At 61.0% G+C, this 15,948-nt stretch carries 16 protein-coding genes; 12 read left to right on the top strand and 4 right to left on the bottom strand.

Going from position 1 to position 15,948, the window contains the following annotated elements:
* Window positions 1-46 precede the first annotated feature (46 nt).
* From IB266_RS27865 to IB266_RS27855, 3 genes are read left to right on the top strand one after another with little or no spacing between them, the layout of a single operon-like run.
* Complete coding sequence (locus tag IB266_RS27865) at window positions 47-1,030, top strand: FecCD family ABC transporter permease (protein ID WP_192263837.1); 984 nt, start codon at window positions 47-49, stop codon at window positions 1,028-1,030.
* Window positions 1,030-1,797 carry a heme ABC transporter ATP-binding protein gene (locus IB266_RS27860; RefSeq protein ID WP_192263721.1) on the top strand — a complete coding sequence of 256 codons (768 nt, stop codon included), beginning with the start codon at window positions 1,030-1,032 and terminating at the stop codon, window positions 1,795-1,797. Before IB266_RS27865 ends, IB266_RS27860 begins: the two co-directional genes overlap by 1 nt.
* 22 nt (window positions 1,798-1,819) lie before the next feature.
* Window positions 1,820-2,668 carry a ChaN family lipoprotein gene (locus IB266_RS27855; protein ID WP_192263719.1) on the top strand — a complete coding sequence of 283 codons (849 nt, stop codon included), beginning with the start codon at window positions 1,820-1,822 and terminating at the stop codon, window positions 2,666-2,668.
* Between the two features lie 222 nt (window positions 2,669-2,890).
* On the opposite strand, the gene IB266_RS27850 is transcribed toward IB266_RS27855, so the two are convergent.
* The 3 genes from IB266_RS27850 to IB266_RS27840 form a co-directional block, all read right to left on the bottom strand.
* Complete coding sequence (locus tag IB266_RS27850; RefSeq protein WP_003205623.1) at window positions 2,891-3,163, bottom strand: TfoX/Sxy family protein; 273 nt, start codon at window positions 3,161-3,163, stop codon at window positions 2,891-2,893.
* A gap of 223 nt (window positions 3,164-3,386) precedes the next feature.
* On the bottom strand, window positions 3,387-3,728 hold the full coding sequence (locus tag IB266_RS27845) for a pentapeptide repeat-containing protein (RefSeq protein ID WP_060740600.1): 342 nt from the start codon (window positions 3,726-3,728) through the stop codon (window positions 3,387-3,389).
* A 91-nt stretch (window positions 3,729-3,819) separates the two neighbouring features.
* Entirely contained in the window at window positions 3,820-5,376 is a 1,557-nt protein-coding gene (locus tag IB266_RS27840; RefSeq protein WP_192263717.1) for an AAA family ATPase, read from the bottom strand.
* Between the two features lie 119 nt (window positions 5,377-5,495).
* Here IB266_RS27840 and mrcB point away from each other — a divergent pair, with 119 nt between their 5' ends.
* The 3 genes from mrcB to IB266_RS27825 are packed head-to-tail and all read left to right on the top strand — an operon-like array spanning window position 5,496 to window position 8,879.
* Entirely contained in the window at window positions 5,496-7,814 is a 2,319-nt protein-coding gene (mrcB, locus tag IB266_RS27835; protein WP_060740602.1) for a penicillin-binding protein 1B, read from the top strand.
* Window positions 7,815-7,830: 16 nt separating this feature from the next.
* Window positions 7,831-8,550, top strand: coding sequence for a tetratricopeptide repeat protein (locus tag IB266_RS27830; RefSeq protein ID WP_192263715.1), 720 nt, complete (start codon window positions 7,831-7,833; stop codon window positions 8,548-8,550).
* Window positions 8,550-8,879 (top strand): YqcC family protein, encoded by a 330-nt coding sequence (locus IB266_RS27825; protein WP_060740604.1) that lies wholly within the window; start codon window positions 8,550-8,552, stop codon window positions 8,877-8,879. The genes IB266_RS27830 and IB266_RS27825 overlap by 1 nt, the downstream gene beginning before the upstream one ends.
* 6 nt (window positions 8,880-8,885) lie before the next feature.
* Here the strand turns inward: IB266_RS27825 and IB266_RS27820 are convergent, their stop codons facing one another.
* Entirely contained in the window at window positions 8,886-9,308 is a 423-nt protein-coding gene (locus IB266_RS27820; protein WP_192263714.1) for a DUF4124 domain-containing protein, read from the bottom strand.
* 401 nt (window positions 9,309-9,709) lie between these two features.
* Here IB266_RS27820 and IB266_RS27815 point away from each other — a divergent pair, with 401 nt between their 5' ends.
* The 6 genes from IB266_RS27815 (at window position 9,710) to msrQ (ending at window position 15,690) form a co-directional block, all read left to right on the top strand.
* Entirely contained in the window at window positions 9,710-11,434 is a 1,725-nt protein-coding gene (locus tag IB266_RS27815; RefSeq protein WP_192263712.1) for an acetolactate synthase 3 large subunit, read from the top strand.
* Between the two features lie 2 nt (window positions 11,435-11,436).
* Window positions 11,437-11,928: an acetolactate synthase small subunit gene (gene ilvN, locus IB266_RS27810; protein ID WP_003176102.1), complete on the top strand. Its 492-nt coding sequence runs from the start codon at window positions 11,437-11,439 to the stop codon at window positions 11,926-11,928.
* A gap of 45 nt (window positions 11,929-11,973) precedes the next feature.
* A complete protein-coding gene (gene ilvC / locus IB266_RS27805; protein WP_003185459.1) occupies window positions 11,974-12,990 on the top strand; it encodes a ketol-acid reductoisomerase in 1,017 nt (338 codons plus the stop codon).
* Window positions 12,991-13,135: 145 nt separating this feature from the next.
* Complete coding sequence (gene pssA, locus IB266_RS27800) at window positions 13,136-13,981, top strand: CDP-diacylglycerol--serine O-phosphatidyltransferase (RefSeq protein ID WP_060740606.1); 846 nt, start codon at window positions 13,136-13,138, stop codon at window positions 13,979-13,981.
* A gap of 75 nt (window positions 13,982-14,056) precedes the next feature.
* A complete protein-coding gene (gene msrP, locus IB266_RS27795; RefSeq protein ID WP_192263710.1) occupies window positions 14,057-15,070 on the top strand; it encodes a protein-methionine-sulfoxide reductase catalytic subunit MsrP in 1,014 nt (337 codons plus the stop codon).
* Window positions 15,070-15,690 (top strand): protein-methionine-sulfoxide reductase heme-binding subunit MsrQ, encoded by a 621-nt coding sequence (msrQ, locus tag IB266_RS27790; protein WP_192263709.1) that lies wholly within the window; start codon window positions 15,070-15,072, stop codon window positions 15,688-15,690. The genes msrP and msrQ overlap by 1 nt, the downstream gene beginning before the upstream one ends.
* Window positions 15,691-15,948: the final 258 nt, after the last annotated feature.

Below are 15,948 nucleotides of genomic sequence, written 5' to 3'. Positions count from 1 at the left end.
GTTGGTCAAGCCACGCCCTTTATTTATCGGCTTGGGCCTGCTGTGTTTGCTGGCGACCTGGCTGTCCCTGGCCCTGGGGCCGGTGAGCCTGCCGCTGCTGGACACCTTGCGCGCCGCTTTGCGCTTGTTGGGCTTGCCGGTGGCCGCCGATGGCCTGGAGCAGGCCGAACTGATCCTCGGCCAGATCCGTTTGCCGCGCACCCTGCTGGGCTTGGCGGTGGGCGGGGTGTTGGCGTTGTCCGGCGTGGCGATGCAGGGGTTGTTCCGTAACCCGCTGGCAGACCCGGGGTTGGTGGGCGTGTCCAGCGGTGCGGCGTTGGGTGCAGCCGTCGCCATTGTCGGTGGCTCGGCGTTGGGTGGGTTGCCCGAAGCCTTCGGCCCTTACGTGTTGTCGTTGTGTGCGTTCCTTGGCGGGCTCGGCGTTACGGCGCTGGTCTATCGCCTCGGCCGCCGCAATGGCCAGACCCATGTCGCGACCATGCTCCTGGCCGGCATTGCCCTGACCGCGCTGTCCGGTTCCGCCGTCGGCCTGTTCACCTACCTGGCGGACGATGCGACCCTGCGCACCCTGACGTTCTGGAACCTGGGCAGTCTCAATGGCGCCAGTTACACGAGGTTGTGGCCGCTGTTGCTGGTCAGCGCCGGCGTGGCGCTCTGGCTGCCACGCCGGGCCCGGGAGCTCAATGCGCTGTTGCTGGGCGAGTCGGAGGCAGCCCATTTGGGCGTCAACGTCGAAGCCCTCAAGCGTGAGCTGGTGTTTTGTACGGCCCTGGGGGTTGGCGCGGCGGTGGCGGCGGCGGGCATGATCGGTTTCGTCGGGCTGGTGGTGCCGCATCTGGTGCGCCTGGTGGCCGGCCCCGACCACCGTGTGTTGCTGCCCGCTTCAGTGCTGGCGGGGGCAAGCCTGTTGTTGTTCGCCGACCTGGTGGCACGCTTGGCGCTGGCCCCTGCTGAATTGCCGATCGGCATCGTCACGGCCTTCATCGGCGCGCCGTTCTTCCTCTATCTATTGGTACGAGGGCGCGCCTGATGTTGCGAGCACAGGACCTGCACATTCAGCGTGGCCGCAACACCGTGCTGGCGGACATCGATCTGCTGCTCAACCCCGGCGAAGTGCTCGGCGTGCTCGGGCCCAACGGTGCGGGCAAAAGTACCTTGCTGGCGGGCCTGTGTGGCCAATTGCGGCCGAGCCGGGGGCAGGTCTGGCTCGAAGACCGTCCACTGGCCCAATGGCAGGGTGCCGAGCGCGCCCGTCGCCTGGCGGTCTTGCCGCAGTCCTCGACCCTGGATTTTGCCTTTCGCGTCGAGGAAGTCGTCGGCATGGGGCGCCTGCCGCATCAGAGTGGTCGGCTGCGCGACGAGCAAATCGTCGCCGCGGCGCTGCAAGCGGCAGACGCCGCGCATCTGCACGGTCGCAGTTACCTGGCGTTGTCCGGCGGCGAACGCCAGCGGGTGCATCTGGCGCGGGTGTTGGCGCAGTTGTGGCCGGGTGAAGCGGGGCAGACCCTGTTACTGGATGAGCCAACCTCGATGCTCGATCCGCTGCATCAGCACACCATTCTCCAGGCGGTGCGTGAATTCGCCGGTCGCGGCGCTGCCGTGCTGGTTATCCTGCATGACCTGAACCTGGCGGCGCGTTACTGTGACCGCCTGTTGCTGCTCGCGTCCGGTCGGCCGGTGGCCCTGGACACGCCCCGGCACGTACTGCGCCCGGAACCGCTCAAGGCGGTGTTTGGCCTGGATGTGCTGGTGCAAGACCATCCGGAGCGCGGGCATCCATTGATCATTGCCCGCTGAGGGCGCCCTGGAGGATACGGACGTGCGCCTGCTCCTGATTCTGGCATTGAGTGTACTGACGGCGTGCCAGAGCATCGCTCCGCCCCCGCTCGACGGACGGATCCGTGATTTGCACAACGGCCAGGCCGTGACGCCCCAGGCGCTGGTCGAACGCCTGGCAAAGGCGCCTCGGGTGGTGGTGGGGGAGCGGCACGACAATCCTGACCACCACGCGCTGCAGCTATGGCTGCTCCAGGCCTTGGCCGGCCAGCGGGCCCAGGGCAGCCTGTTGCTGGAAATGCTCACCCCCTCCCAACAGCCACGCGTTGATTCGGTCCGCCAACTGCCCGCCTTGCCCAAGGACCTGCCCGACGCGTTGGCCTGGTCCCCCGGTTGGGATTGGAGCCTGTATGGGCCCGTCGTCGAGTTTGCCCTGGCGCAACGCTATCCGTTGCTGGCCGCCAATCTGGACGCCGCCGAGATCCAGCGTTTCTATCGGCAAGCGCCCAGCTTGATGGGCGCTCGCACCAATGCCGCCACGGTGAAGGACGCGTTGTTGGGGCAGATCCGTGAATCCCACTGTGGTTTGCTGCCGGAATCGCAAATGCCGCCGATGCTGGCCGTGCAGCAACAGCGTGACCGGCGCATGGCCGAACGCCTGCTGCAAGCGCCGGCACCGGCATTGTTGTTCGCAGGCGCCTGGCATGGGCGAAAAGACGTCGGAGTGCCGCTGCATGCGTTGGACCTTGGCGCCGGCGAGGCACCGATCGTCCTGATGTTGGCCGAGGAGGGCAGTGACGTGACGTCGGCCATGGCGGACTATGTGTGGTACACCCCGGTCATGCCGCCCCAGGATTATTGTGCGCAGATGCGTGAACATGTTGGTAAGTGATATCGCAGGCAAAAAAAGACCCGGCAAGAGCCGGGTCAAATAACCGTGATTAGCCTGATGAGGAGATATCTGAGAGTCCGAACCAAGGGCTGTTCAAATATCGGCCAGTCTCGCGACTGGATGTGGTAATCATAGCGATTCTCATTACCATGTCAAACATTGTTTTTGCGATTCGTCGAAATAACCTCGCGGCCAGGGTTCGCACTGGAAACGAAAGGGGTATCAGGCTTTGTGACGCGTCGAAATGGCGTCCAGTTGTTTATTCAGGGCTTCCTTGCGTTCAGCGGGAATGTCGTTCCAATGCACATCCATCAACGCCCCCTCGATGGCGTACAGCAACACTTTGGACGCCCGGAAGCCGCGCGTGCGCACGGCGCGATAGGCGTCCACCGCCCCGAGCCGGCGTAGATCAGAGGCGCTGTGGATACCCACGGCGTGCAGCCACTGGGCCGATGTCTTGCCCAGATTCTTCAGGTGTTGCAGTTCATCATTCATCGAGCCTCCTTGCGACGGCCGACTGGTGCAGTGGGCAAGCTTCTGAGCAGTGTAGCGGTCAGTAGGAAAAGCGTGATTCTTTGGTGGGATTAGATGCAAAAGCTTCTAATGCATTACGCACGATGAGGAGGGAAAAGGCTGGATTCTCCAGCGCAAGCGGGGGCGCTGGAGGTCTGTTCGGTCGTGGCAGGTCCGTGCGTTGGCCGGCGCGGTTCAGGCACTGTCAGCGGGTGCGGTAGCGCAGCCGGGTGCCGAAGTTCATCGACATCAAGATTTCATCCGCAGACAGTTCGGGCGGAAAGTACGCGCCGGATATCTGCGCATGGGCCAGGCTCGCGCCTTCCAGTGACGACTTGCGAAAATCGATGCCGCGCAAATCGGCGGAGCGGAAGTAGGCGTCGCTGAAGTCAACGTCGTCCGCGTTCAGTTCCCGCAGATCAAGGCCTCGAAAATCGCCGCCGCGCATGTCGACCGGACCTTGTGGGCGTTCGCTGTTGAACCCGGCGATATCATCTTTGCGCAGCAAGGCATAAAGCGGGGTACCGAGAAGTTTGGGAAGGCTCATTTCATATCACCTGATGGTTTTATGGCGCCAGTATAGTGCCACTATTTGGCGGCCGTGAAGCCGGACATCGCTTCACGGCCGAAATAGTGATCTACAGGCCTGGCAGGCGCTGGCGGATCTGCGCGACCACGACGTCGAGCGTACCGCTTTCGTTGGTTTGGACCCGTTTGCTGCAGAGAATTTCCGCCGGGGTCAGGGCTTCACGGCTGGACTGTTGTGCGGCGATGACTGCCAGGTTCGCATCGGAGGGGTCTTGTTGGTCGGCCTGGCGCTGTGCCAGCCGGCTTTCGATGACCGCTTGCGGCGCGTCGCAGTCGAGGATCAGGAACGGAGCGCCAGTGGCCTCGGCGACTTTTGCCGCGGCGTCGCGCTGATCGTGTTTGAGGTAGGTGGCGTCGATCACTACTGGGAATCCGGCGCGCAGGATCGCCGCGGCGACTTCATGCAGGCGGGCGTAGGTGGCGCTGCTGGCGTCGCTGCTATAGATGCCGGCTTGTGGATCGTTGGGGACCTGTTGCTGGCCGAACAGGCGTTTGCGCTCCACGTCCGAACGCAGGCGAATGGCGCCCAGTGCCTCTACCAGGCGCATCGCGACATGGCTTTTGCCTACGGCCGAAACACCGTGGGTGATGGCCAGGAAAGGCGAAGGGATAGTGCTGTAGCTTTCGGCCAGGTTGGCGTAGTTGCGGTATTGGCGCAGGGTGGTGGCGCGCTGCACCGGATCGGCTTCGGCCGGCATGCTGAACAGCGCGACTTTTGCCCGGACGAGGGCGCGGTAGGCTTTATAGAAGTTCAGCAGCTCCAGGCCTTGGTAGTCGCCGGTCAGTTCCAGGTACTGGCTGACGAAACGCCGCGCCAGGGACTTGAGACCACGGTCCTCCAGGTCCATCGCCAGGAAGCCGGTGTCGGCGTAGACGTCGGTGAAACGGAACGGTTCGTTGAATTCGATGCAGTCGAAAATCACCACCTTGCCGTCGATCACGGTGGCGTTGCCCAGGTGGATATCACCGTGGCATTCACGGATGAAGCCTTCGGCCTTGCGCTGGGTGAGCAGCGGCTTGAGGCGTTCGAAACTGCTTTCGGCCCAGGCTTGCAACGCTTCGAGTTGCAGCAGGTCGGCCTTGTCGTTGAGGAATGGACGGATCTGTTCGAAGTTCTGCAGCACCGGTGCCATCACGCTTTGCGGAGTACCGGCGTCGTTTTCGGCGGGCACCTTGGGCGTGGAGAGGTGGAACTGGGCGATCTGGGCGGCCATCTCGTCGATGTGCGCGGTGGTCAGTTCGCCGTTGGCTTGCAACGTGCTGAGCAATTGGCTCTGTGGGAACTGACGCATCTTCAGGGCGTATTCGATGGCCGGGCCGTCGCCACCCAGTTGTGGCGCTTCGACGCTACCGGTAATCGGCAGGACGTCCAGGTACAGGTCTTGGGTCAGGCGCTGGTTCAGGCGCAACTCTTCGCCGCAGAAATGCTGGCGCGCCTCGAGGCTGGTGAAATCGAGGAAACCGAAGTTGACCGGCTTTTTGAATTTGTAGGCGTATGGCCCGGTGAGCAATACCCAGGAAATGTGGGTTTCGATGACCTGGAACGCTTCGACGGGATGCGGGTAGAGGGCCGGGTTTTGCAAGGCGGCGATCAGGGATTGGCTCACGGGCGGTCCTTCAGAGTCTGGGAAAATTCAAGGCCGTCATTATGGCGGCAAGCCGCGCTAACGCAAACCGCGTGGCGGGCTCATGTTGAACCGCGGCAAAGTGCGTATAATCCGCCGCCATGACTCGTACCCGATCCCCCCGTACCCCCAAGAAACCACCCGCCAGTCGCCTGCGGCCCTGGCTGGGCTGGGCCCTTAAACTCAGCCTGGTGGGCCTCGTCGTGCTCGCCGGTTTTGCGGTCTATCTCGATGCCGTGGTCCAGGAGAAATTCTCCGGCAAGCGCTGGACCATTCCGGCCAAGGTCTATGCCCGGCCGTTGGAGCTGTTCGTCGGACAAAAGCTGAGCAAGGACGACTTCCTGACCGAGCTCGATGCCTTGGGTTATCGCCGTGAAAGCGTGGCCAATGGTCCGGGTGCGGCCTCGGTCAATGGCAATACCATCGACCTCAACACCCGTGGTTTCCAGTTCTATGAAGGCATGGAACAGGCGCAACCGGTGCGGGTGCGTTTTTCCGGTGACTATGTGGCAGCGCTGACCGGCGCCAACAACGCGAGCCTGTCGGTGGTGCGCCTTGAGCCGCTGCTCATTGGTGGCCTGTACCCCAAGAACCTCGAAGACCGGATCCTGATCAAGATCGACCAGGTACCGCCGTTCCTGCTCGACACGCTGATCGCCGTCGAAGACCGCGACTTCTACCATCACTTCGGCGTCTCGCCCAAGTCGATCGCCCGGGCCATCTGGGTCAACACGTCCTCGGGGCATATGCGCCAGGGCGGCAGTACTCTGACCCAGCAGTTGGTCAAGAACTTCTACCTGACCAACGAGCGCAGCCTGACTCGCAAGCTCACCGAAGCGATGATGGCGCTGTTGCTGGAGCTGCACTACGACAAGCAGGAGATTCTGGAGGCGTACCTCAACGAGGTCTTCGTCGGCCAGGACGGCCAGCGGGCGGTGCACGGTTTTGGCCTTGCCAGCCAGTTCTTCTTCAGCCAGCCGCTGTCCGAGCTCAAGCTGCATCAGGTGGCGTTGCTGGTGGGCATGGTCAAGGGACCGTCTTCCTACAACCCGCGTCGTAATCCGGAACGTGCCCTCGAGCGGCGCAACCTGGTGCTCGACCTGCTGCAACAACAAGGTGTGGCGACGGCCGAGCAAGTTGAAGCCGCGAAAAAGATGCCGTTGGGCGTGACCAAGCGTGGCAGCCTGGCGGACAGTTCGTTCCCCGGCTTCATGGACCTGGTCAAGCGTCAGCTACGGGAAGACTACCGCGACGAAGACTTGACCGAAGAAGGCCTGCGCATCTTCACCAGTTTCGATCCGATTCTGCAGATGAAGGCCGAAGCCTCGGTCGAGGACACCTTCAAACGGCTGGGCGGACGCAAGGGCGCCGACGAAGTCGAAGCGGCCATGGTGGTGACCAACCCGGAAACCGGCGAAGTCCAAGCCATGATCGGCAGTCGCCAGGCCAGTTTCGCCGGCTTCAACCGGGCCCTGGATGCGGTGCGTCCGATTGGCTCGCTGATCAAGCCGGCGGTGTACCTCACTGCCTTGGAAAAACCGAGCCAGTACACGCTGACCAGTTGGCTGTCGGACGAGACGTTCTCGGTCAAGGGCGCGGACGGCCAGGTCTGGAAACCGCAGAACTATGATCGTCGTTCCCACGGCACGGTGTTCCTCTATCAGGGGTTGGCGCATTCCTACAACCTGTCGACGGCTCGCCTCGGGCTGGAAGTCGGCGTGCCGAACGTACTCAAGACCCTGGCGCGGCTGGGGGTGAGTCGCGAGTTCCCGGCCTTCCCATCGATGTTGCTGGGGGCTGGTGGCCTGACGCCGATAGAAGTGGCGGCGATGTACCAGACGCTGGCCAACGGCGGTTTCAATACGCCGATGCGCGGGATCCGCAGCGTGCTGACCGCCGATGGCGAGCCGCTCAAGCGTTATCCGTTCCAGATCCAGCAGCGCTTCGACCCGGCCTCCATTTATCTGATCCAGAGCGCGATGCAGCGGGTCATGCGTGAAGGCACCGGCAGTTCGGTTTATAACGTGCTGCCCCGGACCCTGACCCTGGCGGGCAAGACCGGGACCAGTAACGACTCGCGCGACAGCTGGTTCGCCGGTTTCAGCCAGGACTTGTTGGCGGTGGTCTGGCTCGGACGTGATGACAACGGCAAGACTCCGTTCACCGGCGCCACTGGCGCGTTGCAGGTCTGGACCAGTTTCATGCGCAAGGCCGACCCCTTGCCGCTGGACATGCCGCAACCGGACAATATCGTCCAGGCCTGGGTCGATTCGCGTACTGGCCAAGGCTCCGACGCCAATTGCCCGGGTGCCGTACAGATGCCGTATATTCGCGGCAGCGAACCGCCACCCGGTGCAGCCTGTGGCGGCACGAATCCCGCCGAATCGGTGATGGATTGGGTCAAGGACTGGATGAATTAAGCAAAGAGGGTTTCAAGTGAACAAGTGGTTGATTCCAGCGGTAACGGCCGTGGCTTTGCTCAGTGGTTGCTCTACCGTACAACGCGGTTCGATTCCGGTCGTTGACTCCGGCACGGCTGTGTCCAACAGCGAGCGGGTTTCGGCCAACGGCGGTTTCCGTCAAACGACGGTGAAGCGGCCGGCGCAGGGCCAGGTCCAGGCCATCCCGCAGGGCGACACCGGTGTCGTCGTGATGGTGCCCGGCGGTGGTGCGACAACCTCGGCGCCGATCAGCAGCACGCCGATCACGCCGGGCCCGATCACGCCAGGGCCTATCGAAACTTCGCCGATCGATCAGGGCAGCTACAGCATGCCTTCGACGCCGAGCAGCGTCCCGTCGGCAAGTTCCGGTGGTTTGTCCGCCGATGAACAACTGGACGGCCCAGTGCTGGCCCTGCTGACCACGGCACAACAGCAACAGGCTGGCGGTGACCTCAACGGTGCGTCCTCCAGCCTGGAGCGTGCCCAGCGTGTAGCGCCGCGCGAACCGCAGGTGCTTTATCGCCTGGCCCAGGTGCGCATGGCCCAGGGCGATGCGCCGCAAGCCGAACAACTGGCTCGCCGTGGCCTGACATTCTCCAATGGTCGCCCGGCACTTCAGGCCAGCCTGTGGGAATTGATCGCCCAGGCCCGTGAGAGACAAGGCGACTCCGCTGGCGCGGCGTTGGCCCGTCAGAAGGCCAAGGTTTCGCTCTGATGGATACGCGTTTTCCCCAAATCGCCGATCAGTTGCTGCTGATCGAGCGGGAGCTGCGGGTCCAGGGCTGGTGGAGCGAGGTATCGCCTTCGGCCGAGGCGCTGGCCAGTGTAGAGCCGTTCGCGGTCGATACCCTGGATTTCGAGCAGTGGCTGCAATGGATTTTCCTGCCCAGGATGAAAGCCATCCTGGAAAACGACCTGCCTCTGCCCAACGCCTCGGGCATCCTGGCCATGGCCGAGATGGTCTATGCCCAGCGACCCGGGCAGGGCGTGGGATTGCAGCGGCTGTTGGCGCAGTTCGACCAGATGATCAGCAACGTCGGCTAACCGACGTTACTGGCAGTGCTCATCGATCTGCTTGCGGGTTTCCTCGATGCGCTGGCGCCGCTCTTCGTCATTGAGGCGGCGCATTTCCCCTTCTACGTCCTCACGTACCCGCGGGTTGTTCTGCAACTGCGCCAGGTTGGTCCTGGCCTGCTCGCAAAATGCCTTGAGCTGGGCTTCCTGCTCGGCCACCTGTTTCTTGACCTCTTTATCGATCGCCTTCTGGTCGCCAATGACGCCGCCGGAAGGCGGCGCGGGCGGTTTGGCGACGGATGGCGAGGACTTGATCACGGTGCTGGCCTCTGCGTCCTGGGGCGGCTGGGAGCCGAAGTGGGTGACACCTTGGGCATCCACCCATTTGTAGACCTGGGCGGCCATGCATATCGGGCTCAGGCCAACCAGCAGGCTGGCCGTCAAGAAGATCATTCGCATGCTGTTTCCTTGTCTTGGGTTGCGCAATTGAAGCTAACACAGTTGCCGTTTAAGGGTTTTTTCTTGCGTTCTCATGCGCTTACTTCGAATAAAGCACATAGACGACTTGACTTGAAGGAGGCGAAACAGAAGAATCCAAAGTCCGCTGTAGAGGGACTGCCAGAAGCAGACCCACTCGGCAGATCATGAGGCGCACATCCGCGCCGACCTGTTACACCCGCAACGCGTTACCTCGCGCTGGGTGGGAAAGGCCCGCAACACTTGGGACGATCCCAATACTTGCTCAGTCAGTGCTGACGTAGTCGGCGACCACCGTCGCTCATGCTCTGCCGAGAAGTAAACCTATTAAGACCCGTCCCCTTTTCGTGGGTCGGTATTCTGGCGTTTTAGAGGTGAACAACGTGGAGCTTTTATCTGGCGGTGAGATGCTCGTCCGCTTTTTGCGTGACGAAGGCGTCAAATATATCTACGGGTACCCCGGTGGTGCTCTTCTTCATGTCTACGATGCCCTGTTCAAAGAACCGGAAGTGACCCACATCCTGGTTCGTCACGAGCAGGCGGCCACCCATATGGCTGATGGTTATGCCCGTGCTACCGGCAAGGCCGGCGTGGTCCTGGTGACTTCCGGTCCTGGCGCCACGAACGCCATCACCGGTATCGCCACCGCGTACATGGACTCCATCCCGATGGTGATCATCTCCGGCCAGGTGCCCAGCACCATGGTGGGCACCGATGCGTTCCAGGAAACCGACATGATCGGTATCTCCCGGCCGATCGTGAAGCACAGCTTCATGATCAAGCACGCGTCGGAAATCCCGGAAGTCATGAAGAAGGCTTTCTACCTGGCTGAATCCGGTCGTCCGGGCCCGGTCGTGGTCGATGTCCCGAAAGACATGACCAACCCGGCCGAGAAGTTCGAATACATCTTCCCGAAAAAAGCCAAGCTGCGTTCCTACAGCCCGGCGGTCCGTGGTCACTCCGGGCAGATCCGCAAGGCAGCCGAAATGCTGCTGGCGGCCAAGCGCCCTGTGTTGTACTCCGGGGGTGGCGTGATCCTCGGCGGTGGCTCCGCGCCGCTGACCGAACTGGCAAAAATGCTCAACCTGCCGGTCACCAATACGCTGATGGGCCTGGGTGCGTTCCCAGGCACCGACCGTCAGTTCATCGGCATGCTCGGCATGCACGGCAGCTACACCGCCAACCTGGCGATGCACCACGCCGATGTGATCCTGGCGGTCGGCGCGCGTTTCGATGACCGTGTGATCAACGGCCCGGCGAAGTTCTGCCCGAACGCCAAGATCATCCATATCGACATCGACCCGGCGTCCATCTCCAAGACCATCAAGGCAGACGTGCCGATCGTCGGTCCTGTCGAGAGCGTGCTGACCGAAATGGTCGCCATTCTCAAGGAAATCGGCGAGGTTCCGAACAAGGAGTCCGTGGCCAGTTGGTGGAAGCAGGTCGATGAATGGCGCGGCGATCGCGGCCTGTTCCCTTATGACAAGGGCGACGGCAGTGTGATCAAGCCGCAGACCGTGATCGAAACCCTGTGCGAAGTGACCAAGGGCGATGCCTTTGTGACCTCCGACGTGGGTCAGCACCAGATGTTCGCTGCGCAGTACTACAAGTTCGACAAACCCAACCGCTGGATCAACTCCGGTGGCCTGGGCACCATGGGCTTCGGTTTCCCGGCGGCCATGGGTATCAAGTTGAGCTTTCCGCAAGCCGATGTCGCCTGCGTTACCGGCGAAGGCAGCATCCAGATGAACATCCAGGAACTGTCCACCTGCCTGCAATACGGTTTGCCGGTGAAGATCGTGATCCTGAACAACGGTGTGTTGGGGATGGTTCGCCAGTGGCAGGACATGAGCTACGGCAGCCGTCACTCGCACTCCTACATGGAATCGCTGCCTGATTTCGTCAAGCTGGCGGAGGCCTACGGTCACGTTGGCGTGCGCATCACCGAATCGAAGGATTTGAAGTCGAAGATGGAGGAAGCGTTCGCCATGAAGGATCGCCTGGTGGTGATCGATATTGCGGTCGACACCAGCGAGCACGTCTACCCGATGCAGATCAAAGACGGCTCCATGCGCGATATGTGGCTGAGCAAGACGGAGCGTACCTAATCATGCGACACATTATTTCCTTGCTTCTGGAAAACGAACCGGGTGCGCTGTCTCGTGTTGTAGGCCTGTTCTCGCAGCGCAACTACAACATTGAAAGCCTGACCGTGGCGCCAACCGAAGACCCGACCCTGTCGCGTCTGACGCTGACTACCGTGGGGCACGATGAAGTCATCGAGCAGATCACCAAGAACCTGAACAAGCTGATCGAGGTGGTCAAGCTGGTGGACCTGTCGGAAAGCGCTCACATCGAGCGTGAACTGATGCTGGTCAAGGTCAAGGCCACCGGCGCCCAGCGCGCCGAGATCAAACGTACTACCGATATTTATCGTGGGCAGATCGTCGATGTCAGCGCCAGCGTCTATACCGTTCAGTTGACCGGTACCAGCGACAAGCTCGACAGCTTCATTCAATCGATCGGTACTGCCTCGATTCTGGAAACCGTACGCAGTGGCGTCACCGGGATTGCCCGTGGCGACAAAGTACTGAGCATCTAAACCAAATTAGCGAATGGCCTGAATGGCCGGATATAGGGGAAATTCATGAAAGTTTTCTACGATAAAGACTGCGACCTGTCGATCATCCAGGGCAAGAAAGTCGCCATCATCGGTTACGGTTCCCAAGGTCACGCCCAGGCGTGCAACCTGAAAGATTCCGGCGTTGACGTGACTGTCGGCCTGCGTAAAGGCTCGGCCACCGTTGCCAAGGCCGAGGCCCACGGCCTGAAAGTGACCGACGTGGCTTCTGCCGTTGCCGCAGCCGACCTGGTCATGATCCTGACTCCGGACGAGTTCCAATCGGCGCTGTACAAGAACGAAATCGAGCCGAATATCAAGAAAGGCGCCACCCTGGCCTTCTCCCACGGCTTCGCGATCCACTACAACCAGGTTGTGCCACGTGCCGACCTCGACGTGATCATGATCGCGCCGAAAGCCCCGGGCCACACCGTGCGTTCCGAGTTTGTGAAGGGCGGCGGTATCCCTGACCTGATCGCGATCTACCAGGATGCGTCCGGCAACGCCAAGAACGTGGCCCTGTCCTACGCTGCTGGCGTGGGTGGCGGTCGTACCGGCATCATCGAAACCACTTTCAAGGACGAGACCGAAACCGACCTGTTCGGCGAGCAAGCCGTTCTGTGTGGCGGTACCGTCGAGCTGGTCAAGGCCGGCTTCGAAACCCTGGTTGAAGCCGGCTACGCGCCAGAAATGGCCTACTTCGAGTGCCTGCACGAACTGAAGCTGATCGTTGACCTCATGTACGAAGGCGGTATCGCCAACATGAACTACTCGATCTCCAACAACGCCGAATACGGCGAGTACGTGACCGGTCCGGAAGTCATCAACGCCGAGTCCCGCCAGGCCATGCGCAACGCCCTGAAACGTATTCAGGACGGCGAATACGCCAAGATGTTCATCAGCGAAGGCGCCACCGGCTATCCTTCGATGACCGCCAAGCGTCGCAACAACGCCGCCCACGGTATCGAAATCATCGGCGAGCAGCTGCGCTCGATGATGCCGTGGATCGGTGCCAACAAGATCGTCGACAAAGCCAAGAACTAAGTCGCGAACTTGAGTCGAAAAACGCGGCCTTGGCCGCGTTTTTTCGTTTGGGCGATGGCTTCTGGTATAAAGCTGCATCGTTTGCGGCCGAACCGTCGTCCCAGACATCTGTCGAATTTTTTCACACCGTTGCAAGGTATTGCCCATGAGCGAACGTCCCGACGAGCCAAACCAGGCTCCTGACGCCGAAAGCCTGTTGCCCATCGATGAGCACGTCGAAGAAGGCCATGACGCTGAAGGCCGTAAGGTCCGGCATCGTGGCATCTATCTGCTGCCGAATCTGTTCACCACCGCGAACCTGTTCGCCGGTTTCTATTCCATCATCAGCTCCATGAGTGCCCAGGCTGCCTTGAGCGCCGGTGATAGCGCTGGGGCGAGCCGTTACTTCGCCTCCGCCGCCATTGCCATCTTCGTCGCCATGGTGCTCGATGGCCTGGACGGGCGCGTCGCCCGCATGACCAATACCCAGAGCGCGTTCGGCGCCGAGTACGATTCACTGTCCGACATGGTCGCCTTTGGCGTGGCTCCCGCCTTGCTGGCGTTCGGTTGGGCGCTGGGGGACATGGGCAAGGTCGGCTGGATGGTTGCCTTCATCTATGTGGCGGGTGCGGCGTTGCGCCTGGCTCGTTTCAACACCCAGGTCGGCAAGGCTGACAAACGTTACTTCATCGGCCTGGCCAGTCCGGCCGCGGCGGGTGTGGTGGCCGGTGTGGTCTGGGCATTCAGCGACTACGGCATCCAGGGTTCGAAAATGTCGTTCCTGGTAGCGCTGCTGGTTGCCGCGGCCGGGATGCTGATGGTCAGCAACATCAAGTACAACAGCTTCAAGGAGCTGGATCTGAAGGGGCGTGTGCCATTCGTTGCGATTTTGGCAGTGGTACTGGTATTCGCGGTGGTGTTCAGTGATCCGCCGCGTATCCTGCTGCTGGTATTCCTCGCCTATGCCGCTTCGGGCCCGGTGCAATACTTGTTGCGTCTTCGCCGACGCTAAACGTTGCCTTAATGTAATTTCCCCCATACTCCGCAGTCTATTGGTGCATCTGCCCTCCAATACTGCGGAGTTGTCATGCTGATCAAGATCCCCAAGTCGTCCGACTGCCGTGAATCGGACGTCACGCCCGAATCCCTCTATCTATCCCGTCGTCAAATGCTCGGTGCAACCATGGCGGGTCTCGCCGTGAGCAGCTTGCCGCGATGGGCCAGCGCTGCCGACGCGGCGCGTTATGCCGAGGTCGAGCCGGGCAAGGCGCCGTCCTGGTTTGCCGAGAAGTTGCCCTCCGTCCAATGGGAGGCGGTTACGGTCAAGAACGAGTCCATCACACCGTTCAAGGACGCGACCCATTACAACAACTTCTATGAGTTCGGGACCGACAAAGGGGACCCGGCAGCCAATGCCGGCTCCTTGAAGACCGAACCCTGGAGCGTGGTAGTGGACGGGGAGGTGGGTAAGCCGGGGCGCTATGGGTTGGAAGACTTCATGAAGCCTTATCAGCTGGAAGAGCGGATTTATCGACTGCGCTGTGTCGAGGCCTGGTCGATGGTCATTCCGTGGATCGGTTTTCCCATCTCGGCATTGCTCAAGCAGGTCGAGCCGACCTCCAAGGCCAAGTACATCCGCTTCGAAACCTTGCAGGACCCCAAAGTCATGCCGGGGCAGCGTTCCGGTTTCGCATTGATCGACTGGCCGTATGTGGAAGGCTTGCGATTGGACGAGGCGATGAACCCGTTGGCCATCCTTGCGGTTGGGATGTACGGGCGGGAGTTGCCGAATCAGAACGGCGCGCCGCTGCGTTTGGTAGTTCCGTGGAAGTACGGTTTCAAAAGTGTGAAGTCCATCGTGCGCATCAGCCTGGTGAGCGAGCAGCCAAAGACCACTTGGCAAAGCATTGCGTCTGACGAGTACGGCTTTTATGCCAACGTCAATCCAACGGTCGATCACCCGCGCTGGACCCAGGCACGTGAACGTCGTTTGCCGAGCGGGCTGTTCAGTCCCAATGTGCGCGATACGCTGATGTTCAACGGCTATCAGGATGAGGTCGCTTCTTTATATGCAGGGATGGATCTGAGGAAGGACTACTGATGCGTTTTCCAGTCTGGCGAATGAGCGTCTTCATCGCCGCGGCAGTCTGGCCGTTGCTGTGGCTTTACGAGGCCTTGATGAGTGCGTTGGGTCCCGACCCGGGCAAGGTGCTGGTGGATCGGCTCGGGTTGGGGACGCTGATTTTGCTGTTGATCACCTTGAGCATGACGCCGTTGCAAAAAATGACGGGGTGGGCGGGGTGGATTGCGGTCAGGCGCCAGTTGGGGTTGTGGTGCTTTGCTTATGTGGTGCTGCATTTAAGCGGGTATGCGGCGTTCATACTGGGGTTCGACTGGTCGCAGTTGGGCGTCGAGTTGAGCAAGCGGCCTTACATTATTGTTGGGGCGCTTGGGTTTCTCGGCTTGCTGGCGCTGGCTGTCACATCCAATCGCTACAGCCAGCGGCGACTTGGCGTGCGCTGGAAGAAATTGCATCGCCTGGTGTATCTGATTCTGGGGCTTGGGCTGCTGCATATGCTGTGGATCGTGCGGGCAGATTTGAAGGAGTGGTCGATATACGCCTTTATCGGGGCTGTACTGTTGATGCTGAGAGTCCCGCCGGTTATGCGTCGAATCCCGCGTTTGCTGGGTAGGAAAGTCCCTTCTGCAACAAAAGCGTAATTAAGGGTTGACGGCAAATTCTGGACGTCTATAATTCGCCCCACTTCCGGTGCGGTCGAAACGGAAAACTCCTTGAGATTCAACGAGTTAAGTAGGTTTCGAAGGTGCAGGGCTTCAGTTCATCGAAGTCTGGAAGGAGCAGATAGAGTGGTGTTGTTTGACTCTATATGCGGTTCGATCTTCTCGGTCGAAAGCGGTGAAAAAGAGGTGTTGACAGCAGCGAGTAACGCTGTAGAATTCGCCTCCCGCTAACGAGAG

Origin of the sequence: Pseudomonas sp. Pdm06, assembly GCF_014851795.1 — a bacterium.
Lineage (GTDB): Bacteria > Pseudomonadota > Gammaproteobacteria > Pseudomonadales > Pseudomonadaceae > Aquipseudomonas > Aquipseudomonas fluorescens_AA.
This window is presented reverse-complemented; position numbering and strand designations above follow the sequence as displayed.

Bases quoted from the DNA above. Each gene is read 5' to 3' on its own strand.
- IB266_RS27860 (WP_192263721.1), top strand. From the start codon at position 1,030: ATGTTGCGAGCACAGGACCTGCACATTCAGCGTGGCCGCAACACCGTG.
- IB266_RS27825 (WP_060740604.1), top strand. From the start codon at position 8,550: ATGGATACGCGTTTTCCCCAAATCGCCGATCAGTTGCTGCTGATCGAG.
- pssA (WP_060740606.1), top strand. From the start codon at position 13,136: ATGAGCGAACGTCCCGACGAGCCAAACCAGGCTCCTGACGCCGAAAGC.
- ilvC (WP_003185459.1), top strand. From the start codon at position 11,974: ATGAAAGTTTTCTACGATAAAGACTGCGACCTGTCGATCATCCAGGGC.
- mrcB (WP_060740602.1), top strand. From the start codon at position 5,496: ATGACTCGTACCCGATCCCCCCGTACCCCCAAGAAACCACCCGCCAGT.
- IB266_RS27845 (WP_060740600.1), bottom strand. From the start codon at position 3,728: ATGAGCCTTCCCAAACTTCTCGGTACCCCGCTTTATGCCTTGCTGCGC.
- IB266_RS27820 (WP_192263714.1), bottom strand. From the start codon at position 9,308: ATGCGAATGATCTTCTTGACGGCCAGCCTGCTGGTTGGCCTGAGCCCG.
- ilvN (WP_003176102.1), top strand. From the start codon at position 11,437: ATGCGACACATTATTTCCTTGCTTCTGGAAAACGAACCGGGTGCGCTG.
- msrQ (WP_192263709.1), top strand. From the start codon at position 15,070: ATGCGTTTTCCAGTCTGGCGAATGAGCGTCTTCATCGCCGCGGCAGTC.
- msrP (WP_192263710.1), top strand. From the start codon at position 14,057: ATGCTGATCAAGATCCCCAAGTCGTCCGACTGCCGTGAATCGGACGTC.
- IB266_RS27850 (WP_003205623.1), bottom strand. From the start codon at position 3,163: ATGAATGATGAACTGCAACACCTGAAGAATCTGGGCAAGACATCGGCC.